Annotated in this window: 20 protein-coding genes; 10 read left to right on the forward strand and 10 right to left on the reverse strand. The window is 73.1% G+C overall.

Annotated features, from left to right (window positions below):
• Positions 1–49: 49 nt before the first annotated feature.
• The 5 genes from ACGF15_RS19755 to galU form a co-directional block, all read right to left on the reverse strand.
• Positions 50–760: a GNAT family N-acetyltransferase gene (locus ACGF15_RS19755; protein WP_392800884.1), complete on the reverse strand. Its 711-nt coding sequence runs from the start codon at positions 758–760 to the stop codon at positions 50–52.
• A gap of 14 nt (positions 761–774) precedes the next feature.
• Positions 775–1,317 carry a MogA/MoaB family molybdenum cofactor biosynthesis protein gene (locus ACGF15_RS19760; protein ID WP_345615967.1) on the reverse strand — a complete coding sequence of 181 codons (543 nt, stop codon included), beginning with the start codon at positions 1,315–1,317 and terminating at the stop codon, positions 775–777.
• The gene (gene moaC / locus ACGF15_RS19765; protein ID WP_362610523.1) at positions 1,314–1,805 is read right to left on the reverse strand and encodes a cyclic pyranopterin monophosphate synthase MoaC; all 492 of its coding nucleotides are present in this window, start codon (positions 1,803–1,805) and stop codon (positions 1,314–1,316) included. Before moaC ends, ACGF15_RS19760 begins: the two co-directional genes overlap by 4 nt.
• A gap of 74 nt (positions 1,806–1,879) precedes the next feature.
• A complete protein-coding gene (gene glp / locus ACGF15_RS19770; RefSeq protein WP_345615971.1) occupies positions 1,880–3,184 on the reverse strand; it encodes a gephyrin-like molybdotransferase Glp in 1,305 nt (434 codons plus the stop codon).
• Positions 3,185–3,189: 5 nt separating this feature from the next.
• Positions 3,190–4,104 carry a UTP--glucose-1-phosphate uridylyltransferase GalU gene (gene galU, locus ACGF15_RS19775; protein WP_345615972.1) on the reverse strand — a complete coding sequence of 305 codons (915 nt, stop codon included), beginning with the start codon at positions 4,102–4,104 and terminating at the stop codon, positions 3,190–3,192.
• A 94-nt stretch (positions 4,105–4,198) separates the two neighbouring features.
• Here galU and ACGF15_RS19780 point away from each other — a divergent pair, with 94 nt between their 5' ends.
• The gene (locus ACGF15_RS19780) at positions 4,199–4,816 is read left to right on the forward strand and encodes a 5-formyltetrahydrofolate cyclo-ligase (RefSeq protein WP_392800509.1); all 618 of its coding nucleotides are present in this window, start codon (positions 4,199–4,201) and stop codon (positions 4,814–4,816) included.
• On the opposite strand, the gene ACGF15_RS19785 is transcribed toward ACGF15_RS19780, so the two are convergent.
• The gene (locus tag ACGF15_RS19785; RefSeq protein WP_392800512.1) at positions 4,782–7,598 is read right to left on the reverse strand and encodes a penicillin acylase family protein; all 2,817 of its coding nucleotides are present in this window, start codon (positions 7,596–7,598) and stop codon (positions 4,782–4,784) included. The two genes, ACGF15_RS19780 and ACGF15_RS19785, sit on opposite strands and share 35 nt — an antisense overlap.
• A gap of 217 nt (positions 7,599–7,815) precedes the next feature.
• On the opposite strand from ACGF15_RS19785, the gene ACGF15_RS19790 reads away from it, so the two are divergent.
• The 6 genes from ACGF15_RS19790 to mscL all read left to right on the forward strand — a co-directional run bounded on the left by ACGF15_RS19790 (position 7,816) and on the right by mscL (position 13,986).
• Positions 7,816–9,309 carry a potassium/proton antiporter gene (locus ACGF15_RS19790; protein ID WP_345616011.1) on the forward strand — a complete coding sequence of 498 codons (1,494 nt, stop codon included), beginning with the start codon at positions 7,816–7,818 and terminating at the stop codon, positions 9,307–9,309.
• Positions 9,310–9,656: 347 nt separating this feature from the next.
• On the forward strand, positions 9,657–10,922 hold the full coding sequence (locus ACGF15_RS19795; protein ID WP_345615975.1) for an MFS transporter: 1,266 nt from the start codon (positions 9,657–9,659) through the stop codon (positions 10,920–10,922).
• Positions 10,923–10,989: 67 nt separating this feature from the next.
• Positions 10,990–11,304 carry an FmdB family zinc ribbon protein gene (locus ACGF15_RS19800; RefSeq protein ID WP_392800515.1) on the forward strand — a complete coding sequence of 105 codons (315 nt, stop codon included), beginning with the start codon at positions 10,990–10,992 and terminating at the stop codon, positions 11,302–11,304.
• Positions 11,305–11,489: 185 nt separating this feature from the next.
• The gene (locus ACGF15_RS19805; protein WP_392800518.1) at positions 11,490–12,359 is read left to right on the forward strand and encodes an S-methyl-5'-thioadenosine phosphorylase; all 870 of its coding nucleotides are present in this window, start codon (positions 11,490–11,492) and stop codon (positions 12,357–12,359) included.
• Between the two features lie 541 nt (positions 12,360–12,900).
• The gene (locus ACGF15_RS19810; RefSeq protein ID WP_362615363.1) at positions 12,901–13,350 is read left to right on the forward strand and encodes a hypothetical protein; all 450 of its coding nucleotides are present in this window, start codon (positions 12,901–12,903) and stop codon (positions 13,348–13,350) included.
• Positions 13,351–13,488: 138 nt separating this feature from the next.
• A complete protein-coding gene (gene mscL, locus ACGF15_RS19815; protein WP_345615979.1) occupies positions 13,489–13,986 on the forward strand; it encodes a large conductance mechanosensitive channel protein MscL in 498 nt (165 codons plus the stop codon).
• 55 nt (positions 13,987–14,041) lie between these two features.
• On the opposite strand, the gene ACGF15_RS19820 is transcribed toward mscL, so the two are convergent.
• The gene (locus ACGF15_RS19820; protein WP_392800522.1) at positions 14,042–14,242 is read right to left on the reverse strand and encodes a hypothetical protein; all 201 of its coding nucleotides are present in this window, start codon (positions 14,240–14,242) and stop codon (positions 14,042–14,044) included.
• 448 nt (positions 14,243–14,690) lie between these two features.
• Between ACGF15_RS19820 and ACGF15_RS19825 the strand changes: the two genes are divergently transcribed.
• Entirely contained in the window at positions 14,691–15,785 is a 1,095-nt protein-coding gene (locus tag ACGF15_RS19825) for a P1 family peptidase (RefSeq protein WP_392800525.1), read from the forward strand.
• A 306-nt stretch (positions 15,786–16,091) separates the two neighbouring features.
• Entirely contained in the window at positions 16,092–16,874 is a 783-nt protein-coding gene (locus tag ACGF15_RS19830) for a DUF6227 family protein (protein WP_345615982.1), read from the forward strand.
• Between the two features lie 300 nt (positions 16,875–17,174).
• Here the strand turns inward: ACGF15_RS19830 and ACGF15_RS19835 are convergent, their stop codons facing one another.
• Positions 17,175–18,752, reverse strand: coding sequence for an MFS transporter (locus tag ACGF15_RS19835; RefSeq protein WP_392800528.1), 1,578 nt, complete (start codon positions 18,750–18,752; stop codon positions 17,175–17,177).
• Between the two features lie 62 nt (positions 18,753–18,814).
• Here ACGF15_RS19835 and ACGF15_RS19840 point away from each other — a divergent pair, with 62 nt between their 5' ends.
• Positions 18,815–19,783, forward strand: coding sequence for a helix-turn-helix transcriptional regulator (locus ACGF15_RS19840; RefSeq protein WP_392800531.1), 969 nt, complete (start codon positions 18,815–18,817; stop codon positions 19,781–19,783).
• A gap of 236 nt (positions 19,784–20,019) precedes the next feature.
• On the opposite strand, the gene ACGF15_RS19845 is transcribed toward ACGF15_RS19840, so the two are convergent.
• Both ACGF15_RS19845 and ACGF15_RS19850 read right to left on the reverse strand, forming a co-directional pair.
• Positions 20,020–21,015, reverse strand: coding sequence for a sigma-70 family RNA polymerase sigma factor (locus ACGF15_RS19845; protein ID WP_345615985.1), 996 nt, complete (start codon positions 21,013–21,015; stop codon positions 20,020–20,022).
• Between the two features lie 617 nt (positions 21,016–21,632).
• Positions 21,633–23,156 carry an MFS transporter gene (locus ACGF15_RS19850; RefSeq protein ID WP_392800534.1) on the reverse strand — a complete coding sequence of 508 codons (1,524 nt, stop codon included), beginning with the start codon at positions 23,154–23,156 and terminating at the stop codon, positions 21,633–21,635.
• Positions 23,157–23,297 lie beyond the last annotated feature (141 nt).

Consider the following 23,297-nt stretch of genomic DNA (forward strand, 5'->3'; position numbering starts at 1 on the left):
TGTGATTACCGGGATCGCCCGCGGATACCCCGAGGCCAATATCGAACATTTATTTTATTTCCTGTGCCGTTCCGGGTCCCGTTCCCGGTGCGGAGCCCGTCCCCGGCGCCTGACCCGGCCCCGGTGGGGAACCCGCGATCGGGCCTCCCCGGTCGGTCGGGGAACCGGCCGCCGGGCGGGAGCGGTGCCACCGCCGCAGCAGCCCCTCGGGCACCTCGTCCGCCGTGAGCGCGTACACGAGGTGGTCCCGCCAGGCCCCGTCGATATGGAGATAGCGCGGGCGCAGCCCCTCCTCGCGGAAGCGGAGTTTCTCCACCACCCGGCGGCTCGGACCGTTCTCCGGGCGAATGCAGACCTCGATCCGGTGCAGTCCCACGGCGCGGAAGCAGTGGTCGACGGCGAGCGCCACGGCGGTCGGCATCACACCGCGGCCCGCCACCTGGCGGTCGACCCAGTAGCCGACATGGCCCGAGCACATCGAGCCCCAGGTGATCCCGGCGACGGTCAGCTGCCCGACCAGCCGTCCCTGGTACTCGATCACGAAGGGCAGCATCCGCCCGGCATGCGCCTCGGAGCGAAGGTGGCGCACCATCTGACGGTAGGTGGGCCGCTGGGCGACCGGCCCGCCCGGCCCCGGCGGCGGGATCGTGGCCTCCCAGGGTCTGAGCCAGTCCCGGTTGCGCCGGTTCACCTCGCGCCAGACCCGCTGGTCGCGGAGCTTGATGGGCCGCAGGACGACATCGCCGTCCGCCAGCACCACCGGCCAGGTCGCGTTCATGACGCGGGGGACGGCTCTGGGGAGGCTGCGGGGCCCGGGTGGTCACCGCCGCGGAGTTGGTCGACCGCGTGCCGCAGCAGCGGTTCCAGCACGGCGAGTCCGTCGCGGACCCCTCCGGTGGACCCCGGGAGGTTGACGACGAGGGTGCGGCCCGCCACCCCCGCGACGCCGCGGGAGAGGGCCGCCGTGGGGACCTTGCCCCGGCCGTGGGCGCGGATGGCCTCGGCGATGCCCGGCACCTCGCGGTCCAGGAGCGCGCGGGTGGCCTCGGGGGTGCGGTCGGTGGGTGAGATCCCGGTACCGCCGGTGGTCACGACCACGTCGTACGCGGCCCGGACTCCCTCGCGCAAGGCCTCCTCGACGGGCGCGCCGTCGGGCACCACCCGGGGGCCGTCGACCGTGAAGCCGAGGGCCGTCAGCGCCTCGGCGATCACCGGTCCGCCGCGGTCCGCGTAGACACCGGCCGCGGCGCGGTTGGACGCCGTGACGACGAGGGCGCGGTAGGGGGCCGCGGGGCCGGCCTGGTCCTCGGCGGTCATGAACCCGCCTGCCCTCGACGCCAGTCGCCGGACTTGCCGCCGGTCTTCTCCTCCACGCGGACGTCCGTGATGACGGCGGCCTTGTCGACGGCCTTGACCATGTCGACGACGGTGAGAGCGGCCACCGACACCGCGGTCAGGGCCTCCATCTCGACCCCGGTGCGGTCGGTGGTCTTCACCGTGGCCGCGATCTCGACGGCGTCGTCGGCGACGGAGAGGTCCAGCTCCACTCCCGAAACGGCGAGCGGGTGGCAGAGCGGGACCAGGTCGGGCGTCCGCTTGGCGCCCATGATCCCGGCGATGCGCGCCGTGGCCAGGGCGTCGCCCTTCGGCACGCCCTCACCGCGCAGCAACTCCACGACCCGCGGTGACACCAGGACGCGGCCGGTGGCTCGCGCGGTGCGGGCCGTGACGTCCTTCTGGGAGACGTCGACCATGCGGGCCGCCCCCGCCTCGTCGATGTGCGTCAGCCTGCTCTGCGTACTCATGTGCGCTGTGTGCTCCCGGTAGGGACCCGTACGGGCCGTGTGTGGGCAGACACGCTACCGCCACCGGGGGCCCCTCACCCCAGGAGGACCACGTCGACCGCGGCTCCGGGCTCCAGGGACGTCGTCTTCTCGGGGACCACGATCAGGCAGTCGGCGTGCGCGAGCGCGGCCACGAGGTGGGATCCGGCACCGCCGACCGGGGCGACGCGCCCCGCCTCGGCGTCGTAGCGACCGCGCAGGAACTGGCGCTTGCCGTCCGGCGAGCCGAGCGGCGCCTCCGCGTCCAGCAGCGCGCGGACCGTCGGGCGGTGCACGTCGTCCAGCCCCATCAGCGTGCGGATCGCGGGCCGGACGAACAACTCGAACGAGACATAGCTGGAGACCGGGTTGCCCGGCAGGGCGAGCAGCGGCGTGCGCTCCGGACCGATGGAGCCGAAGCCCTGGGGCTTGCCCGGCTGCATGGCGAGCCTGCGGAAGTCGACACCGCCGCCGGGCACGTCCTCGTCGTCCCCGGCGGGGGCGAGCGCCTCCTTCACCACGTCGTAGGCGCCCACACTGACGCCTCCCGTGGTGACCAGGAGGTCGGCGCGGAGCAGTTGGTCCTCGATGGCGGCGCGGAGCAGCTCCGGATCGTCGGTGACCGCCCCCACCCGGTAGGCGATGGCACCCGCGTCCCGGGCGGCGGCGGCGAGCGCGAAGCTGTTGGAGTCGTAGATCCGTCCGGTGGTCAGCTCCTCACCGGGCTGGGCCAGTTCGCTGCCGGTGGAGAGGACGACGACCCGGGGGCGGGGGCGCACCCGGACGGTGCCCCGGCCGATCGCCGCGAGCAGCCCGATCTGGGGCGGGCCGAGGACGGTACCGGCCGCGAGCGCGAGGTCGCCCGCCTGCACGTCGCTGCCGCGGGCGCGCACATGGGCGTGCTCCTCGACCGGCCGGTACACCCGGACCTCGCCCGCTGCCCCCTCGGGGGCCTGCCCGGCGGGGAGCATCGACGCCGCGGCCCCGCCGCCGGTGCCTCCGTCGGTCCACTCGACGGGGACGACCGCCTGCGCCCCGGGCGGAAGCGGCGCCCCGGTCATGATCCGGGCGGCCTGGCCCGGCCCGACCGTCGGCAGGCTCTCGCTCCCGGCCGCGATGTCGCCGATCACGGCCAGGACCACCGGGGTGTCCTCGCCCGCCTCCGCGAGGTCGGCGACGCGGACGGCGTAGCCGTCCATGGAGCTGTTGTCGAAGGGCGGCAGGGCGACGGGGACGGTGACGTCGTCGACCAGGACGCAGCCCTGGGCATCGGGAAGCTGCAGCTCGATCGGGTCCAGCGGCCGGACAGAGGCGAGGATGTCCTCCAGGTGGTCGTCGACCGACCAGATCGTGCTGCTCACGGTGTCTACATCTCCTCGGTCACGAATCGGCGGAGCCAGGCGCGGAACTCCGGGCCAAGATCCTCACGCTCGCACGCGAGTCTGACAATGGCACGCAGGTAGTCGCCCCGGTCGCCGGTGTCGTACCGGCGGCCCTTGAAGACCACGCCGTGGACCGGCCCCACCGGGGAGCCGCCCGCGAGGTGGGCGTCGGCGAGCTTCTGGATGGCGTCGGTCAGCTGGATCTCGCCTCCGCGCCCGGGCTCGGTCTCCCTCAGTATCCCGAAGATCGCCGGGTCGAGGACGTAGCGGCCGATGATGGCCAGATTGCTGGGCGCCTCCCCGGCCTCGGGCTTCTCCACGAGGTCGGTCACCTGGACGACGTCGCTGTCCCCGGTGGGCTTCACCGCGGCGCAGCCGTACTGGTGGATCTGCGCCGGGTCGACCTCCATCAGGGCGATCACGCTGCCGCCCTCCCGCTGCTGGACCTCGACCATACGGGCCAGCAGCGGGTCACGGGGGTCGATCAGGTCGTCACCGAGGAGGACGGCGAAGGGCTGGTCGCCGACGTGCGGGGCGGCGCACAGCACGGCGTGCCCGAGGCCGCGCGGGTCGCCCTGGCGGACGTAGTGCATGGTGGCCAGGTCACTGGACTCCTGGACCCGGGCGAGCCGGCCGGCGTCGCCCTTGCGCGACAGGGCCTCCTCCAGCTCGTAGTTGCGGTCGAAGTGGTCCTCCAGGGGGCGCTTGTTGCGCCCGGTGATCATCAGGACGTCGGAGAGCCCCGCGGAGACGGCCTCCTCCACCACGTATTGGATGGCGGGCTTGTCGACCACAGGCAGCATCTCCTTCGGGGTGGCCTTGGTGGCCGGAAGGAACCGGGTGCCGAGACCGGCGGCGGGGATGACAGCCTTGCTGATCCTGGGGTGCGACTGAGTCATGCGGAGCACCTTAGCGACTGAGTATGGGGGGAAGATGATGCTCCGGTTAACTTCCTCCTTATAACAGTGCATACGAGAGGTTCACCGTCGGCGAATGAGGAACGACATGTCCGAGAAGGGCGCTCTGCGCCGCGAACTGCTCGCCGCCCGGCGCCTGCTGCCGCCGGAGGAGGCCCGGAGCGCCGCGGCCGTCCTCGCCCGGCAGGCCCTGCTCCTGCCGGAGGTGGCGGAGGCGGACACCGTGGCCGCCTATGTCTCGGTGGGCAGCGAGCCCGGCACCCGGGCACTGCTCGACGTGCTCCGCGCACGGGGTACGCGGGTGCTGCTGCCGGTGCTGCTGCCGGACAACGACCTGGACTGGGGGCGCTACCGGGGAGCGGAGCACCTGGCCTCCGCCGGGCGGGGGCTGCTGGAGCCCGAGGGCACCCGGCTCGGTCCGGACGCCGTGCTGGAGGCCGGGACGGTACTGCTCCCGGGGCTGGCGGTGGACGGCCGGGGCATGCGGCTGGGACGCGGGGGCGGCTCCTACGACCGGGTGCTGGCCCGGCTCTCCGCGGCCGGGGCGGACCCGGCACTCGTCGTGCTCCTCTACACGGACGAGGTGGTCGAGCAGGTCCCGGTGGAACCCCACGACCGCCCCGTCCATGCGGTGGTCACCCCTGCCGGCGTGCGGCGCTTCACCCGGCCGCGCCGCCCGGCGGACGCAGGGTGAGGATGTCGACCGCGGCGGTGTCCACCGCTTCCCCGGTGTAGGCCCAGTCCAGCAGCTCACCCTTGGCCCACTTGTCGGTCTGGTCGGTGTAGTGGCTGTGGTAGGCGTGACCCGAGGCCCCGGTGAGGTTGATCCACCGGGACTTGTCCCAGTCGCCGACGTTGAGCACCATCCGCATGGACGGCACCCAGACCACGTCGTAGCCGCCCGCCGCGTTCCAGCCCGTGGCGTTGACGGCAGCCTCGCCGCCGCCGAGGTTCCACGGGCCGCGGTTCAGCATGGACTGGAGGAATCCGGGGCCCTGGGTGCCGAGGGTCTGGTTGCGCAGGGTCAGCTGGTGGAGGCGGCCCCAGCTCCAGGTCGAGGCGTCCTTGCCCATTTCGGCCGTGAGCTCCCAGCGCGCGTCCTCCATCGCACGGGCGAGCAGTTCGTCCCGGGTGTCGGTCGGCTCGTCCGTCCGCGTACCGGGGCTGCGCCACCAGGCGTTGTCCTCGTCCTTGAGCAGTCGGCGGACCACCTCGTACCACCGGTCGCCCCCGTCGGGCTGTGCGGAGTCGGCGTCCCGCTGGCCGCATTCGCGCACCCGCTCGACGAGGTCGTCGTCCGGTGCGCTGCTGTCCGCGGGCAGCACGCTCAGGCACTCGCCCTCGATCCGCAGCTCCTTGGGGAGCTTGTTGCCGAAGGCCAGCTTGAGGACGTTGCGCCACACGCCGTTGAAGTAGGCCGCAGCCGCCGAGTCGGGTTCCTGGGTGTAGTCCCAGCCCTCCAGCAGCTTCTGCGCCTCTCGGACGTAGGTGTCGGACACGTCGATCTTGAGCAGGTAGGGAGTCAGCAGCTTGGCTATCTCGCTGCTGTTGTCCATCTGCATGGTGCGCATGTCCTCGGTGGAGATCTTGCCCCCGCCCCGGATCTTGGACTCGATCAGATCGTTGATGCGCTGGCTCCGGGCACCGTAGCCGTAGTCCTCGGTGATGAGGTACGGGTACGCCTCGGCGTCGATCACGGACTGGTTGGCCGTGACGATGTAGCCGCGGGCCGGGTCGTACTCGTAGGGGAGTTCGTCGAAGTCGATGTAGCCGTCCCACTTGTACCGCGGGTCCCAGCCCGGAGCGGGGGTGCGGCCGTCGCCCTCGGCGCGGATCGGGATCCGCCCGGGCGCCTGGTAGCCGATGTGGCCCTTGGTGTCCGCGTAGATCATGTTCTGGGACGGGACCTCGAAGTCCTTGGCTGCCGCGCGGAAGCCGGCGAAGTCCTTGGCCCGGTTCAGCGTGAAGACGGCGTCCATGCTCTTGCCCGGCTGGAGCGCGGTCCACTGCAGGGCGACCGCGTAGCCGGAGCCCCGGTCGGGGGCCGCGTTGGAGACGGGCGCACGGTCGCCCACCCTGGCCAGCTCCTTGCTGCGGTCGGAGACGAGCGGGCCGTGCTCGGTGGACCGGACGGTGATGGTCTTGTCCGCCCCTCCGGCGACCTTGATGACCTCCTCACGGACGGTCAGCGCCTTCTCCTTGCCGCCCACCAGGTAGCTGTCTCCGTCGAGCTTCTCCAGGTAGAGGTCGGTGACGTCCGCTCCGAGGTTGGTGAAGCCCCAGGCGATGTCCTGGTTGTGGCCGATGACGACACCGGGCATGCCGGAGAAGCTGTAGCCGGCCACGTCGAAGGTGCACTCCGCGGAGAGCTCCCGGCAGTGGAGGCCCATCTGGTACCAGAGCGACGGAAGCTGCGGCGCGAGGTGCGGGTCGTTGGCCAGCAGGGGCTTGCCGGTGGTCGTGTACTTGCCGCTCACGACCCAGGAGTTGGATCCGATGCCGCTGCCGTTGGGGCCGAGGAGCGCCGGGATGTCGTCGAGGGTGTCCGCCAGGGCCCCGAGCTGGGTGGTGAAGCCCGCCGCCGCTCCCGCGGGGGTGCCGGTACCCGGAGCGCCGTCGGCCTCACCCGAACCGCCGCCGCCTCCCGCACCCTCGCCCTCACCCGAACCGCCGCCGCTTCCCGCACCCTCGGCCGAGGGCTCGGCCTCCGGGTCGTAGGCGCCGGTTGCCGGGTCGATCCCGCCCTCCTGGACGATCGGCTTGTTCCGGTCGTACGGGTAGTCCGGGTACAGGTCGCGGATCTGGTCCGCGCCGAGGCGGCTCGTCAGCAGCGAACGGTCGATCTCGTCCTGCATGTTGCCGCGCAGGTCCCAGGCCATCGCCTTCAGCCAGGCGACCGAGTCCACCGGTGTCCACGGCTCCGGCGCGTAGTCGTTGGCGAAGGACAGCGCCGCGTACTCCACGGACAGCTCGTCGGCGGAGCGGCCCTCGATATAGGCGTTGACGCCGTCGGCGTAGGCCTGGAGGTACTTCTTGGTCTCGGGCGAGAGCCGGGTGTCGTACTCCTCCTGGGCGACGTCGCGCCAGCCCAGGGTTCGCAGGAAGGCATCGGTCTCGATCTGCGCCGAACCGAACATCTCGGACAGCCGGCCCGCGGTCAGATGGCGCCGGACGTCCATCTCCCAGAAGCGGTCCTGGGCCTGGACGAACCCCTGGGCACGGAACAGGTCCTCGTCGCTGTCGGCGTAGATCTGCGGGATGCCGTAGGCGTCTCTCTTCACCTCCACCGTGCCGTCGAGGCCCTCGACCTCCAGCGATCCGGTGGTCTGGGGGAAGGAGGCGCGGACCGTGCCGACGCTCCAGTAGGCGCCGTACCCGACACCCGCGACGAGCGCCAGCACCAGGACGAGCACGAGCAGTCGGGCACGTCGCCCCTTCTTCTTCTTGGGGGAAGAGGCTGTTGTGTTGGCGGGCATCGCTGTCCTTCGAGGGGCAGGGTGGTCCTGGAAGTGCTGAGGCAACTCTAGGCGCAGCACCCGACCGGCCCGGACGCGGTATCCACACGGCACCGTTCGTCCCCTGATGATCGGATCGTCTTACTGTCAAGAAAGCGTTAAAGATTAGGTAAGGTAACGAAGTGCGCCCGGCGGTACCACCGCCCCCTGCACCGGGCGCGAGGGGAAGGATCGGCCGCTGACTGTCCACCAGCTCAACGAGCTCCTGCTCGTCTGCTCGCTCGTCCTGCTCGTCGCCGTCGTGGCGGTGCGGATCTCCTCGCGAAGCGGGCTCCCCAGCCTGCTGCTGTACCTCGGGATCGGGGTCGCCATGGGCCAGGACGGCCTGTTCGACCTGCAGTTCGACGATGCCGAGCTGACGCAGGTGATCGGCTATGCCGCGCTGGTGGTGATCCTGGCCGAAGGCGGCCTGGGCACGAAGTGGAAGGAGATCAGGCCCGCACTGCCCGCGGCGGCCGCCCTGGCGACCGTCGGCATCGCGGTGAGCGTGGCGGTCACGGCCACAGCCGCCCACCTCCTCGTCGGCCTGGAGTGGAAGCAGGCCCTGATCATCGGCGCGGTGGTCTCCTCGACCGACGCGGCGGCCGTCTTCTCCGTCCTGCGGAAGGTGCCGCTGCCGTCCCGGGTGACCGGCGTCCTGGAGGCGGAGTCGGGCTTCAACGACGCCCCCGTCGTCATCCTCGTCGTCGCGTTCTCCACCTCGGGCCCCGTCGACGCCTGGTACCTGCTCCTCGCGGACATCGCCCTGGAACTCGCGATCGGTGCCGCGGTCGGCCTCGCCACCGGATGGCTGGGGGCCTACGCGCTCCGCCGCGTCGCACTCCCCGCCTCCGGCCTGTACCCGATCGCCGTGATGGCCATCGCCGTGGTCGCCTACGCCGCCGGCGCCATGGTCCACGGCAGTGGCTTCCTGGCGGTCTACCTGGCGTCGGTGGTCCTGGGGAACTCCCGGCTCCCCCACGCCCCGGCCAACCGCGGCTTCGCCGAGGGCCTCGGCTGGATCGCCCAGATCGGGATGTTCGTCCTGCTCGGGCTCCTCGTCACCCCGCACGAGCTGGTGGACGACTTCTGGCCGGCCGTCGTGGTGGGCCTGGTGCTCACCGTGGTGGCGCGGCCGCTGAGCGTGCTGGTCAGCCTGCTGCCGTTCCGGATGCCGTGGCAGGAGCAGGCCCTGATGTCCTGGGCCGGCCTCCGCGGCGCGGTCCCCATCATCCTGGCCACCATCCCCATGGTCTCCGGCGTCCCGGACAGCCACCGGATCTTCAACATCGTCTTCGTGCTGGTCGTCGTCTACACCCTGATCCAGGGTCCGACACTGCCCTGGCTGGCGAGGGCCCTCCACCTCGGCGACCCGGCCGAGGCCGCGGACCTCGGCGTCGAGTCGGCGCCGCTGGAGCGGCTGCGGGGGCACCTGCTCTCGGTGTCGGTCCCCGAGAAGTCGAGGATGCACGGCGTCGAGGTGGGGGAGCTGCGGCTGCCGCCGGGGTCCGCGGTCACCCTCGTCGTACGCGACGGGGCGAGCTTCGTCCCCCTCCCCACGACGGCGCTGCGGCAGGGCGACGAACTGCTGGTCGTGGCGACCGACCCGGTGCGGGACGAGGCCGAGCGGCGGCTGCGGGCGGTCTCGCAGGGCGGGAAGCTCGCCTACTGGCTGGGAACCGCCGGGCGCTAGGTGTACCGCCCTGTGGGGTCGCATCCGCCCGGGTCGCCCGCCTCGCGCGACCCGGGGTCCGCACGAGGCGACCGAGAGTCACGAACCGGGAGCCGATGCCGCGGAAATCACAGGGTCGGGAGGGTTGATCTCCACCGTTTCCCAGGTGGGTACGGCGAGAACCCTGTACCCTGAAGGCACACTGATCGACCAACTCTGCCTGACGCAGAGCTGGCGCGACCGTATGGCGGCCGCGGAGTCCCCTCGCAGCGGGCCCCGGTATCTACCGCAGTTCCGCGCAAGAGGACAGCTCTCGGCACCTCCCGGCACCCCGGTGAGCGCTACCAGGCGGCAGAAAGGCTAGGGCCGTGGCGTCCACGGTCGCCGACAAGCGCTCCGGCTACGGGCAACTCCTCCGCACCCCCGGAGCCTGGACGTTCCTCCTCCCCGGGTTCGCCGCCAGGCTGCCCTTCGCGATGCTGACCATCGGCATCGTGCTGCTGGTCCAGGACACCACCGGCTCCTACGGCCAGGCCGGCGCCGTCGCCGCGGTCACCGGTGTCTCGATGGCCCTGTTCGCCCCCCAGAGCGGGAAGCTGGCGGACCGCTTCGGCCAGCGGGCCGTCCTCGTGCCCGGTGTGATCGTCCACGCCCTCGCCGGATCCGCCCTGGTGGTGCTCGCCCTGTCGGGCGCACCCCTGTGGGCCCTGTTCGCGGCCGCCGTCCCCACCGGCGCGTCGGTTCCCCAGGTGGGCCCGATGGTGCGTGCCCGCTGGGCCGCCCGCCTCCAGGGCTCCCCGCTGCTCCAGACCGCCGCGGCCTTCGAGTCCGTGACGGACGAGTTCACCTTCGTCGTCGGGCCGGTCCTGGCGACCGCCCTGTGCACGGGCGTCCACCCGGCCGCCGGGCTCGTCGCCGAGGCCGGCCTGACCCTCGTGGGCGGTCTGCTGTTCGCCGCCCGACGCGGCACCCAGCCCGCCCACGGCCGCCCCGCCGGGACGGGGCGCGGGCGGACCTCCGCCCTGTCGGTGCCGGGTGTACGTGTGCTCGCCGTCGCGTTCCTGGGCATCGGCTCCGTCTTCGGCGGCATGCAGGTGTCCCTGACCGCCTTCAGCGAGGAGATCGGGCAGCCGGGTGTGAACGGCCTCCTCTACGGCCTGTTCGCCGCCGGGAACATGCTGGCGGGCGTCGCCATCGGCACCATCGCGTGGAAGGTCGGGCCGCGGCGGCGCCTGCTCGTCGGCTACGCCCTGCTGACGGCGGCCGCCTCGCTGCTGTGGACGGCCCAGTCCGCGGCGCTGCTCGGGGCGCTCGGCCTGGTGGTCGGCCTGTGCATCGCACCGACGCTGATCACGGGCTACACCCTGGTGGACTCGCTGGTCCCGGCGACGGCGCGCACCGAGGCCTTCACCTGGCTGACGGGGGCCGTGGCCCTCGGCCAGGCCGCCGGTGTGACGGCGGCCGGACGGCTCGCCGACGGCTACGGATCGAGCGCCGGGTTCGTCGTGCCGCTCGCCGGGACCGCGCTCGCGCTGGTGACCCTGATGGCGCTGCGCTCCCGGCTCTCGCCCCCGGCCGGCGGACGGGTCGCGGCACGTGGCATCGGTCACCGAGCCGCGGTGACGGTGGACTGATTCCGCGGAATACGTCACTATGGACCGTCGTTAGCACTCATCGAGTGAGAGTGCCAGGAGGAAGACAGTGCCGACCTACCAGTACCAGTGCACCGAATGCGGCGAGGGCCTCGAGGCGGTGCAGAAGTTCACCGACGACGCCCTGACCGTGTGCCCGAGCTGCGACGGACGTCTCAAGAAGGTGTTCTCCGCGGTCGGCATCGTCTTCAAGGGCTCCGGCTTCTACCGCAACGACAGCCGTGGCGCCTCGTCGAGCAGCTCTCCCGCGGCGTCGAAGCCCGCCGAGAGCAAGACGCCGGAGGCCAAGGCGTCCACACCGGCTCCCGCCGCCTCCGCCTCCTCGGCCTCCGGGAGCGCGAGTTCCGCCGGCTCCGCCGCCTGACCGACCGCACCGCCCACCAGGCGCCGGACACACCGAGGGCCGGGGCCGAGCTGCGGGCTTCACCGCAGTCCGCGTACTGCGGCCGGCAGCGGCGCACCGCGCCATCGGCACTCTCCACACCCCCGTCGCGGCCCCGGCCACGGCGGGGTCCGCCGTTTCCGGACCGCCGGATACTGTTTCGTGCCATGGCGACCAACGCGAACGCAGACACCGGCCACCGCTCCCCCGGCGCGGAGATCGGGGTGATCGGCGGCTCGGGCTTCTACTCCTTCCTGGACGACGTCACCGAGGTCCGGGTCGACACCCCCTACGGGCCTCCGAGCGACTCCCTCTTCCTCGGCGAGATCGGCGGCCGGAAGGTGGCGTTCCTGCCGCGCCACGGGCGCGGCCACCATCTGCCGCCCCACCGCATCAACTACCGCGCCAACCTGTGGGCACTGCGCTCCGTGGGAGTGCGGCAGGTGCTGGGGCCGTGTGCGGTGGGCGGCCTGCGCCCGGAGTACGGGCCGGGCACGCTGCTGGTGCCCGACCAGTTCGTCGACCGCACGAAGTCGCGCGCGCAGACCTACTTCGACGGACTGCCCCTGCCGTCGGGGGAACTGCCGAACGTCGTCCACGTCTCGCCCGCCGATCCCTACTGCCCGAGGGGCCGCAAGGCCGCGCTGGCGGCGGCCCGGGGACGGCTGTGGGAACCCGTGGACGGCGGAACCCTCGTCGTGGTGGAGGGCCCCCGCTTCTCCACCCGTGCGGAGTCCCGCTGGCACGCGGCGATGGGCTGGTCGGTGGTCGGCATGACCGGGCACCCCGAGGCGATGCTCGCCCGTGAACTGGAGCTCTGCTACACGTCCCTGACCCTGGTCACGGACCTGGACGCGGGTGCCGAGGCAGGCGAGGGGGTCTCCCACGAGGAGGTCCTCAAGGTGTTCGCCTCGAACGTGGACCGGCTGCGCGACGTGCTGTTCGACGCCGTGGGCGAACTCCCGGCGAACGAGGAGCGCGACTGCCTCTGCCGCGACGCCCTGGCGGGTATGGACCCCGGCTTCGCCCTGCCGTAGTCACCCGTGGCGGTGACCGGGTTGTCCACAGTCCGAGGCCTGTCCACAGGCCCCGGCGGATCCGGGCGGAGGACGCGATCGTGGGTGCACCAGGACACGGGCAGCGGGCCCGGTCCGGCGTTCACGAAGGCGGTCCGCCATGGCGTTCCCCGTCCACCCTCGGCACAGCTCCGTTCCTCCGCACGACGCCTCCGACCCCGTTCCCCGCGACGCGGGCGGCACCTCAGGAGCCCTCGCGGCCTCCGGCCGTGCACGGCCCGTGCCGGCTCCGCCGCCCTCCCCGCCCGGGCTGGCCGCCCGCCCCGGGGGCCGGGCGGCAGAGGAGCCGGATCCGTCCGGGCCCCCGGACCCGAGGAGGGCCACCGCTGCGGCCCGGCGGGGTCCGGGCGGTGCCCCCTGCCGGCCCGCGGCCGCGGAGCGGGCGGAGGCAGCCCCGCCTGCCGGCTGCGGACCGCACGCCACGACCGTGCCCCGCCCCGGCGGCGTACCGCCGTTCCCACCCGTACGCGTCCGGGCAGGTGCACGACGGCTGCGCAGGGCGGTGGGCAGGCAGCGCAGGGCCGCCGCGGCCGGCCTCGCCGTCACTGCCGCGGCGCTGGCGGCCTCCGCGGTGGGGCGGGCGGACGATCCGGGTGGGCGGCTCGCCCGGGACGTCCCCGCCGCGGCGGCACTGGCCGCGGCACCCGCCGAGGGGCGGCAGCCCGGCGGGGAACTCGTCTCCGCACCGGTCAGGATCGCCGACGCGGCGGCGGTACGGCTGCTGCGCCCCGGCGATCTCGTCGATGTGATCGCCGCCCCCGGCTCCTCCGGCGGTCCGGACGCGAGGGCCGAGGTCGTCGCCTCGTGCGTGCGGGTGGACCGGGTGCCCGCACTCGCGGGCGAGGGCTCCTCCGGCGAGGGCGCGCTGGTGGTCCTGTCGGTGTCCAGGAAGGTCGCGCAGGCCCTCGCAGGCGCCGGGGCCTCCGCACCACTGGTGGTGGCGGTGTGCTGACAGCGTGCAGGCGGAATCCTCGCACTGACGTATCGTCAGGTCACACGATCGCATGGGCTGATTGGACAGGGAGGGCCGGGGCTGCCGTAGGTTTCCCCCCGGTCCCCCTCCAACGCACTTGTGAAATGAGGCTCATTCGTGAGCGAGAGCAAGCCGAGTCTGCTCGCAGGCTTCAAGGCCTTCCTGATGCGCGGCAACGTGATCGACCTCGCCGTCGCCGTCGTGATCGGTGCGGCCTTCACCAACATCGTGAACGCCGTGGTGAAGGGCGTGATCAATCCGCTCGTCGGAGCGTTCGGCACCCAGGACCTCGACTCCTACACCTCGTGCATCAAGGGGACCTGCGAGGTCGTCGACGGCGAGGTGGACGGCATCGAGATCGCCTGGGGCTCGGTCATCGGCGCCACGCTCCAGTTCCTGATCACCGCAGCGGTCGTCTACTTCCTGATGGTCCTGCCGATGGCCAAGTACCTGGCCCGCCGCGAGGCGCAGCGCAAGGCGAAGGCAGGTACGCAGGAGGTCATCGAGGTCTCGGAGCTGGAGGTGCTCAAGGAGATCAGGGACGCGCTGGTCGCGCAGCGCTCCGGCGGCGCCGACGGGCCGTCCGGGCCCGGCACCGGCGAGAACCGGGGCTGACACCCGCCCGGGGCGCGAGGCCCCTGTCCGGTCCCGGAGGCCGGGCGGGGACGCCTCAGATGTGGTGCGGTGGCTTCTCGTCCAGGAAGCGCGCCAGCTCGGCGGCGCTGCCACCCCCGGGAGGAGGCCGCTCACCCCACCCTCGGTCCGTATCGTCCGCGGACTGCTGGTCGAGCGGATCGTCGAAGACAAGCGCGGGATTCTGGGGACCCGGCTGCTTCGCAACTCGCGATCCGGGGGCGGGGGCGGTGCTCATCTCTCCAGGGTACGGCGGATCGGGCACGCGGGACCGGCCGGTACACGGTCGGATCGGCCACACCGCGGGAGCCGTGGGCGGAGCCCGCCCGACGCGCAGCCCTGCTCCCGGCTCCGCGCCCGCGATCATGCCCCTACAGCGCGAGGCACCGTCGGCGCCTGGCGTTGTACGGGCGGGACCGGCCGTGGCGGGCGCCTTGGAGCGGGCGTACCCCTCGGGGCGCGGCTCGGAGCGGCAGCGGCGTCCGGCCCACCGCCACGACACCCCGCCACCACGGGAACGCGGGCCCTTCCCCGGCCCTCCCCCGCGGGCCCACCGGACCACGGGCCCTTCCCCGCCTCTCCGGCCGCGGGTCCGCACCCGCCACTGCCACCCCGCCCGAGCCGCCGGGCGGCACGCGGGTCCGGACGAGCCGGGCGTGGCAGGCCCGTCAACTACCGTGGGCGTCATGGGTGTCGACGACGGTACGGGTCCGGTCTCCGCTCCGCACAGCGGCGAGCGGGAGGAGGCGGCACGAGGGCTGACCGCGGTGCGCGGGCTGAGGGTCGGCCATGCCCGGGTCGGCGGTCGTGGCGCTCTCAGCGGCACCACGGTGGTCCTCGCCCCCGAGGGCGGCGCGGTCGCCGCCGTGGACATCCGCGGCGGTGGACCGGGCACACGGGAGACGGATGCTCTGGACCCGCGCAATCTGGTGCAGCGCGTGGAGGCGGTCGTCCTGACGGGAGGCAGTGCCTACGGCCTGGAGTCGGCAGCCGGGGTGATGGCCTGGCTGGAGGAGCACGGGCGCGGCGTGCGGGTCGGCCCGGAGCCCTCCCAGGTCGTCCCCGTCGTGCCGGCTGCCTGCGTGTTCGACCTGGGCCGCGGGGGCGACTGGCGCGCCAGGCCCACGCCCGCCACGGGCCGCGAGGCGGTGGAGGCCGCTGCGCGCAGCGCCGAGTGCGCTCCCGTGGCGGAGGGTGCGGTCGGGGCGGGCACGGGCGCGGTGGCCGGCTCCCTCAAGGGAGGCGTCGGCACCGCCTCACGGGTCCTCGACTCGGGCGTCACGGTGGCCGCGCTGGTGGTGGTCAACGCGGTGGGCTCGGTCATCGACCCGCGGACGGGCGCGCTGTACGGCGACTACGTCCTGGACGGTCCCGTGATTCCCCCGGCGGCGGTGCACGCGGCGGCCCGGGAAAAGCTGGCCGAGGCGGAGGCGCGGCAAGGCCCCCCGCCCCTGAACACCACCCTGGCCGTCGTCGCCACCGACGCCGAACTGACGCGGGCCCAGGCGCACAAGCTCGCCGGCACCTCGCACGACGGCATCGCCCGGGCGGTGCGCCCCGTGCACCTGCTGCACGACGGCGACACCGTGTTCGCCCTGGCCACGGGTGACAGACCACTGGACCGCACCGACCCGCTGGCCCTGAACGGCATCCTCGCCGCGGGGGCGGACACCGTGACGGAGGCGATCGTCCGCGCGGTGCGGGCCGCGGAGACCGTGGACGGGCCGGGGGGCTGGTTCCCCTCGTACACCGAGTTGTACGGGTCGCTGCGCGACGGTTGACGATGCCCGGCCGCCCTCCGCGGCCCCGGTCGGGGGCGGCGCACGGCCCGGCGCGCTCCCGTCCGGCGTGCCGGGCGCTCGGGGCCCGCCGGCTGCCCCGGACGGCGGAGCGGCGCGACCCGCGGACGGGGGGCGGTCGCGGCTGAGCGGGGCGTGCGGCAGCGGGCCCGGGGCATTCGGCGGGCCAGGCCCGGGAACTCACCACCACCCGCCCGTCGTTTTACCCGAACCTTGACCGCGCTGTCCGACCCAAGCGCTACGTTTAGCAACCAGCAAGTGACGTGTGGCGACGGCCTGGAGACCCTCTTGAACGATCCCATCGATCTGCACGAGACGACCGGGACACAGATCGCACGGCTCCTCGGCCGGGCGCTCAACTCCTTCGACCTGCCCGATGCGACGGTCGAGCGGCTCGATTCCGCCCTGGCCCACGACAGTTCGCTGCACTCCTCGCACCACACGGCGCGGCTCCACCGCTCGCTGTACCGCCACACCTACCTCCTCGCCGACGGCAGCCCGCTGACCCTCTGGGAGCTCGTGCACACCACGGGCGCACCCGGCGCGGAGGGGGCGGAGCAGCGCGAGCTCTACGAGGAGGAGACCGAGGCCCGCCTTGCCGCGTCCCGGCTTCCGGCGGGCTTCCCGGGCTTCGCCGAGAACAGGCCGGGCTCCTTCGACGACGGTCTCTCCCCGGACCTCGACACCGGGTTGGAGCTCCTCGCCTCGCTGATGGCACCAGCGCCGGAGCCTCTCCCTCCGGTGTACGTCCTCGATGATTCGGCGGATCACGCCCGGCGTGTGCTGCGCCGCGCGGAGAACCGTGACCGGCCCGGTGAGCAGACCGCTCGGCGCCTGCGGTCCGCCTTCGCCCACCACATCACCCAGGTCTTCGGGCGCCAGTACCGCGTGGGCGGCAAAGACGCGGGGTTCACCCTCTACGAGCATGCGTTCCTGCTGCTGGACGGCACGGAGACCAGCCTCTGGGAGATCGAGCACACGGCGACGCCGGACGGCCGCCACATGTGCGAGGTCTACGAGCGGGAGGGGGCGGCACGGCAGGCGATGGAGCTGCGCGCACGGGTCCGCTGACCCGTGCGTGACCGTCCCGGTGCTGCCGACTCGGCCGTGGGCCCCTGCGCACCGGGGAGGACGCCACCCCTGGCGGTGGGGGGGGGCCCGCGGGGCGGGGGGGGGCCCCCCCCCCCGGGGGGGGGGGGGGGGGGGCGGGGCGGGGCGGGGCGGGGGCGGGGGGGGGGGGGGGGGGCCCGCCCCCGAGGCGGCCTCGGCCGGGGGCCCCTGCGCACGGGGGTGGACGCCACCCCGGGGGGTGGGCCCGCCCGGCGGGGCGGGGGGGCCACACCGCGGGACGGTCGGCAGCGGCCGGAGCGGTCAGCCGACGAGTGTCGGTTCCGGTTCGGCGGTGTCCTCCGCCGCGTCCGGGCGCGCCGGGCTCCCGTCCCCCGTCGTCCCGGCGCCCGCACCCGCTCCCGGGGTCGTCTTCGCGCCCTCTGTCTCCGGGCGGTGCCCGTTCCGGGCCGGGAGCGCGAACATCACCACGAAGATGACACCGAGCACCGCGACCACCCACCACAGGGAGTGCTGGAAGCCCTCCAGGTAGGAGGCACGCAAGCCCGACGGCGCCGCCCGCTCGTCGACCCTTGTGAAGAAGACCACCGAGACCAGGCCGAGTCCGAGCGCGTTGCCCATCTGGGCGGTCGTGTTGACCAGACCGGACGCCGACCCGGCATGCTCCCTGGGGACTTCGGAGAGCACCGCGTCCGTCAGCGGGGCGACGATCAGTCCCATGCCGGTGCCCATCACGACCAGAGGCAGCGCCATCTGCCAGGACTGGACGGCCATGCCGTAGCGGTCGGCCTCCCAGAGGTAGAGCAGCACTCCCACGGCCATCGTCAGGGCTCCCGCCTGGAGCACCTTCCGTCCGTAGCGCGGCACCAGCATCTGGACCGAGACACCCGCCGCCACCGACACCGCGAGGGAGAACGGCACCCCGGTCAGTCCCGCCCGCAACGGTGTCCACCCCAGCCCGTACTGCATGTACAGCGTCCAGACCAGGAAGTAGATGCCCAGGGCCACGCCGAAGGTCAGCTGCACGGCGATACCGGCGGCGAAGCTCTTCACCCGGAACAGCGACAGCTCGACCAGCGGGGAGCCGTCCCTGCGGGCCTTGTACCGCTCGTAGACGGCGAACAGTGCGAACACCGGCACGCTGCCCGCCATGCAGAGATGCCCCCAGAGCGGCCAGTCCAGCTCCCGGCCCCGGGTGAGGGGGTAGATGAGCATCAGCAGCGCGAGCGTCACGAGGGCGACGCCGACGAGGTCGAGCCGCAGGGCCTTCGGCGCCCGGGACTCGCTGATGAAGCGGCGTCCCAGAACGATGCCCGCGACACCGACGGGCAGGTTGATCAGGAAGATCGGCCGCCAGCCGAGACCGAAGAGGTCCCACTGCGTCAGCAGGGCGCCCAGCAGCGGTCCCGAGACCGCCCCGAGACCGACGACGGCACCGAACAGGCCGAAGACCTTGCCGCGTTCGTGCGCCGGGAAGGTGACATGGACGATGGCGAGCACCTGCGGCACCATCAGTGCGGCCGAGACGCCCTGTATCAGCCGCGCGGCGACCAGCGTCCCGGAGTCCGGGGCGAGCCCGCAGAGTGCGGACGACAGGGTGAACACGGTGATGCCGATCAGGAACAGCCGCTTGCGCCCGTAGATGTCACCGAGGCGCCCACCGGTGATCAGGCCGGCGGCGAAGGCGAGGGCGTATCCGGCGGTGATCCACTGGATCGCGCCGAACGAGGCCCCCAGGTCCCGCTCGATGCTCGGAATGGCGATGTTGACGATGGTGGCGTCGACCAGGTCCATGAACGCGGCGGTCATGACGATGGCGAGCGCGATCCATCTCCGGCGGTCCGATGCCGTCCCCGTGACGGCGGGCTGCTGTGAACTCATGCCGGAAGTCTCCTGGCCGTGTAGGTCTGATCATGTCCTAGTTGTGCCGCATCCTGGAGCGCATGGCGGACACACCGGCTCGGCTCCTGCACCTGCTCTCACTGCTCCAGACGCCCCGCGAGTGGCCCGGCAGCGAGCTCGCCGAACGGCTGGCGGTCAGCCCGCGCACCATCCGCCGGGACATCGACCGCCTGCGCGCGCTCGGCTACCCGGTGGAGGCGAGCAAGGGCGCCGAGGGCGGCTACCGGCTGGTCGCCGGCGCGGCGATGCCGCCCCTCCTCCTGGACGACGAGGAGGCGGTGGCCATCGCCGTGGGCCTGCGCGCCGGGGCGGGCCACGCCATCGAGGGAATCGAGGAGGCGGCGGTCCGCGCGCTGGCCAAGCTGGAGCAGGTGCTGCCCTCCCGGCTGCGGCACCGGGTGAGCGTGCTCCAGGAGGCGACCCTGGCGCTCACCCGAGGCGACGGCCCGCGGATCGACCCCAGCACCCTGACGGTGACGGCAGGCGCGGTCACGAATCGCGAGCGGCTGCGCTTCGCCTACCGGGCGGGGGACGGGGCGCAGACGCGCCGGCAGGTGGAGCCGTATCGCCTGGTGTCCACGGGACACCGCTGGTACCTGGTCGCCTACGACCTCCAGCGGGAGGCGTGGCGCACCTTCCGGGTGGACCGGGTGACGGAACCGTTCGCCACGGGGGCGCGCTTCACCCCGCGGGACGCTCCGGTGGGCGATGCGGTGGAACTGCTGAACCACACCATGTCGCGCAGGCATCGGGAACGGGAGCTGGACGTCGTCTTCGACGCCCCGGCGTCCCGGGTGGCGTCCCGGCTCCCCGGGCACCTGGGCCCCCTTACGGCCCTCGGCGGTGACCGGTGCCGTCTGCGCTGCCGCTCGACGGACACCGTGGAGTGGCTGGCCCTGCGGCTCGCCCTGGTGGACTGCGAGTTCACCGTCCACGGCCCACCGGAGCTGACCGCGCACATGAGGGAGATGTCCGCGCGCCTGTCGCGGGCCGCTTCCGGGGGCGGCTGACGCCGGGTCCGCCGGGAGGCGGTCCGCGCCGCCCGCTGCCGGGCCGTCTTCCGGCGCACCGCGCCCCCCGCCGGCGCAGGAGACGCGGACCGCTGCCCGCGCCGGACGGGCCGCTCGGGGGGGGGCGGGGACGCTCGCGGAAGGCGGGACCGCTCGGGGGACACGGGCCGGGAGAGGCGGGGCGCCGGTGCCCCGGGGACCGCCCGGCGCCGTGGGCACGGCACCCGGCCGCGAGGTCAGGCCGCGGCGTCGAACCCTGTGTCCCGGGCCATCTTCTTCAGTTCCAGCAGGGCGTGCTTCTCGATCTGGCGGATCCTCTCGCGGGTGAGGCCGTGCTCCTTGCCGACCTCGGTGAGCGTGCGCTCCCGTCCGTCCTCGATGCCGTACCGCATCCGGATGATGGAGGCCGTGCGGTGGTCCAGCTTGTCGATCAGGTCGTCGAGTTCCTCGCTGCGCAGCAGGGTGAGCACCGACTGCTCCGGCGAGACGGCGGAGGTGTCCTCCAGCAGGTCGCCGAACTGGGTCTCGCCCGCGTCGTCCACGGACATGTTGAGGCTGACCGGGTCGCGGGCCCAGTCGAGGACGTCGGTGACGCGCTCGGGGGTGGACCCCAGCTCCTCGGCCATCTCCGCCGCCTCCGGCTCCCTGCCGTGCTCACGGTTGAACTCGCGCTGTACGCGCCGGATGCGGCCCAGCTCCTCGACCAGGTGGACGGGGAGGCGGATCGTGCGGGACTGGTCCGCTATCGACCGGGTGATCGCCTGGCGGATCCACCACGTGGCATAGGTGGAGAACTTGAAGCCCTTGGCGTAGTCGAACTTCTCCACGGCGCGCACCAGGCCCGCGTTCCCCTCCTGGATCAGGTCGAGCAGCGGCAGCCCGCTGCGCGGGTAGCGCCGGGCGACGGCGACCACCAGGCGGAGATTGGACCGGATGAAGACGTCCTTGGCCCGCTCACCGGCCTCCGCGAGCGCCTCCAGCTCCTCCCTGGACGCCTCACTCGCGGTCTCGGCCTCGCCGTCGAGGATCTGGCGGGCGTAGACGCCCGCCTCGATGGTCTGGGACAGCTCGACCTCCTTGGCTGCGTCGAGCAGCGGCGTGCGCGCGATCTCGTCGAGGTACATGCCGACCAGGTCGCGGTCGGCGATCTCCCCGCTCACGGCGCGAGCGCTGCCTGCCCGGTCGGTCCCTGCGGACTCGGACTGCCGACGGGCGACGGCACGGGTTGCCATGCGAGCTCCCTTGCTGAGTAGGTCGCGACACCCTCCCGGGTGCCCTGCATCCGATGGAAACAACGACTGGAATCAGGACAGAATTCCCATGCGGTACATGGATTTCCGCGATCATGCAGTACCCTGTGCGCCCGATCGGGCGCGCCCGATATCGCACCGGGCCGCGGACGTGCAGGTCAGCCCCTCACGGGCGCCGATCGGCGGCTCCCGGCACCGCACCGGCCGCCACGCCGGGTGAGACCGCCGTCACACCTCCGGCGCCGTCACGGGGGCCGCATCGAGCCCCGGACCACATCGTCCGCGGGCGCCCCTCTCCCCTGAAGACGGCTCCCGCCGCCCTCTGGTTGCTGAGGCTGCCCACTGCGCGGCCGGGGATTCACCCCCGTCGGCCACTCCACCGCCGCCGCACGCCGGACGCCCCGCGCGACTCCGCCGCCCCTCCCCCGCACCGGGTCGCCCCGCCGGACGTGGAGGCGGGCGGGGCCGGACGCGGGCCGGGGCGGGCGCGGAGGCTGGCCGAGGAAGGGCCGCAGGACGGCCGAGGGCCCGGACCCGAAGGAGCGCATGCCCCTCCGGACCGGGCCCTCGGCGGTGTGAGGGTGTTCGGGCCGCCCCGCTCAGTGCGCGACGACCGGAACCGGCACCTCGTCCCCGGCGCCGTCGCCGGCTCCGCCGCCGGCGACGGTCCGGCCCGCCCCGGGGCGACCGGTGTTGACGAGCGTCCCGGCGATCGCAGCCGCGAGGACCAGGATGCCGACCGCCCACCAGATGGCGGACGAGAATCCGTGGACCATGCCCTGGAGCTGGAGCAGCCGGGCGTCGCTCGCGGCGGCGGCGTGCGAGGCGATGTAGGAGGTGGTGGCGGAGGCGGCGATCGTGTTCAGCAGCGCCGTGCCGATCGCTCCGCCCACCTGCTGCGAGGTGTTGACCATGGCCGAGGCCACACCGGCGTCGGCCGGGTCGACCCCGTGCGTCGCCAACGACATCGCCGGCATGAAGGCGGTACCCATGCCCAGGCCGAGGAGCAGCTGCGCGGGGAGGATGAGCCCCGCGTAGGAGCTGTCCACGTCCAGCTGGGTGAGCATCAGCATGCCGAGCGCGGCGACGGTGAAGCCGGGGGCCATCAGCAGGCGGGGTGCGACCCGGGTCATCAGCCGGGCACCGATCTGCGTCGAGCCCGTGATCATGCCCGCGATCATCGGCAGGAAGGCGAATCCGGTCATGACCGGCGAGTAGTCCTTCACGACCTGGAGGTAGAAGGTCAGGAAGAGGAACAGCCCGAACATGGCGATCACCGCCAGGCCCAGCGAGAGGTAGACCCCACCGCGGTTGCGCTCGGTCAGCACGCGCAGCGGCAGCAGCGGCGAGGAGACCTTCGCCTCGGTGGCCACGAACGCCAGCAGCAGGACGGCCGAGGCGACGAACATGCCCACCGTCAGACCGTCCGACCAGCCCGCGGACTCGGCGCGGGTGAAGCCGTAGACCAGCGCGACCAGACCCAGCGTGGACAGGACCACGCCCGGGATGTCGAGCGGGGAGCGGTTCCGCGCGCCCGCGGGCTCACGGATCACGAAGTACGCACCGGCGGCGGCGGCGATCGCGAAGGGGATGTTCACGAAGAAGGTCCAGCGCCAGTCGAGGTACTCGGTGAGGACGCCGCCGAGGATCAGGCCGACGGCTCCGCCGCCGCCCGCGATGGCGCCGTAGATGCCGAAGGCCTTGGCCCGCTCCTTGGCGTCGGTGAACATGACGGCCAGCAGCGACAGCGCGGCGGGCGCCAGCAGTGCGCCGAACACGCCCTGCAGGGCGCGGGCACCGAGCATCATCGCCTGGCCCGTCGCCGCGCCGCCGAGCGCGGAGGCCGCGGCGAAGCCGAGCAGGCCCACCACGAAGGTGCGCTTGCGCCCCCACAGGTCGGCGATCCGGCCGCCGAAGAGCAGCAGCCCGCCGAAGGCCAGCGCGTAGGCGGTGATGACCCACTGCCGGTTGCCGTCGGAGATCCCCAGGTCCTGCTGGGCGGTGGGGAGGGCGATGTTCACGATCGTCGCGTCCAGCACCACCATCAGCTGGGCCAGGGCGATGAACACCAGAGCCCTCCAACGGCTCGGGTCGGGGAGGGATGTATCAGGGCTTTTCGGCATGATCTGGCCACCTAGGGAACGTGAAAGGTCACTCGGGAGAAAAACGGGAGACGAAAGCGGGAGCGGGAAGGGGAACAGGAACGGGAGCGGGAGCGGGAGCGGGCGGGGCGGGTGCCGGGTGGTCCGGCGGGCGTCAGGCCA

The sequence above is a fragment of the Streptomyces sp. NPDC048001 genome, assembly GCF_043203115.1.
Taxonomy (GTDB): Bacteria; Actinomycetota; Actinomycetes; order Streptomycetales; family Streptomycetaceae; genus Streptomyces; species Streptomyces sanyensis.

Bases quoted from the DNA above. Each gene is read 5' to 3' on its own strand.
- galU (WP_345615972.1), bottom strand. From the start codon at position 4,104: ATGACTCAGTCGCACCCCAGGATCAGCAAGGCTGTCATCCCCGCCGCC.
- ACGF15_RS19845 (WP_345615985.1), bottom strand. From the start codon at position 21,015: ATGGCAACCCGTGCCGTCGCCCGTCGGCAGTCCGAGTCCGCAGGGACC.
- ACGF15_RS19820 (WP_392800522.1), bottom strand. From the start codon at position 14,242: ATGAGCACCGCCCCCGCCCCCGGATCGCGAGTTGCGAAGCAGCCGGGT.
- ACGF15_RS19825 (WP_392800525.1), top strand. From the start codon at position 14,691: ATGGGTGTCGACGACGGTACGGGTCCGGTCTCCGCTCCGCACAGCGGC.
- ACGF15_RS19840 (WP_392800531.1), top strand. From the start codon at position 18,815: ATGGCGGACACACCGGCTCGGCTCCTGCACCTGCTCTCACTGCTCCAG.
- ACGF15_RS19785 (WP_392800512.1), bottom strand. From the start codon at position 7,598: ATGCCCGCCAACACAACAGCCTCTTCCCCCAAGAAGAAGAAGGGGCGA.
- ACGF15_RS19780 (WP_392800509.1), top strand. From the start codon at position 4,199: ATGAGGAACGACATGTCCGAGAAGGGCGCTCTGCGCCGCGAACTGCTC.
- ACGF15_RS19805 (WP_392800518.1), top strand. From the start codon at position 11,490: ATGGCGACCAACGCGAACGCAGACACCGGCCACCGCTCCCCCGGCGCG.
- ACGF15_RS19850 (WP_392800534.1), bottom strand. From the start codon at position 23,156: ATGCCGAAAAGCCCTGATACATCCCTCCCCGACCCGAGCCGTTGGAGG.
- moaC (WP_362610523.1), bottom strand. From the start codon at position 1,805: ATGAGTACGCAGAGCAGGCTGACGCACATCGACGAGGCGGGGGCGGCC.
- ACGF15_RS19835 (WP_392800528.1), bottom strand. From the start codon at position 18,752: ATGAGTTCACAGCAGCCCGCCGTCACGGGGACGGCATCGGACCGCCGG.
- ACGF15_RS19760 (WP_345615967.1), bottom strand. From the start codon at position 1,317: ATGACCGCCGAGGACCAGGCCGGCCCCGCGGCCCCCTACCGCGCCCTC.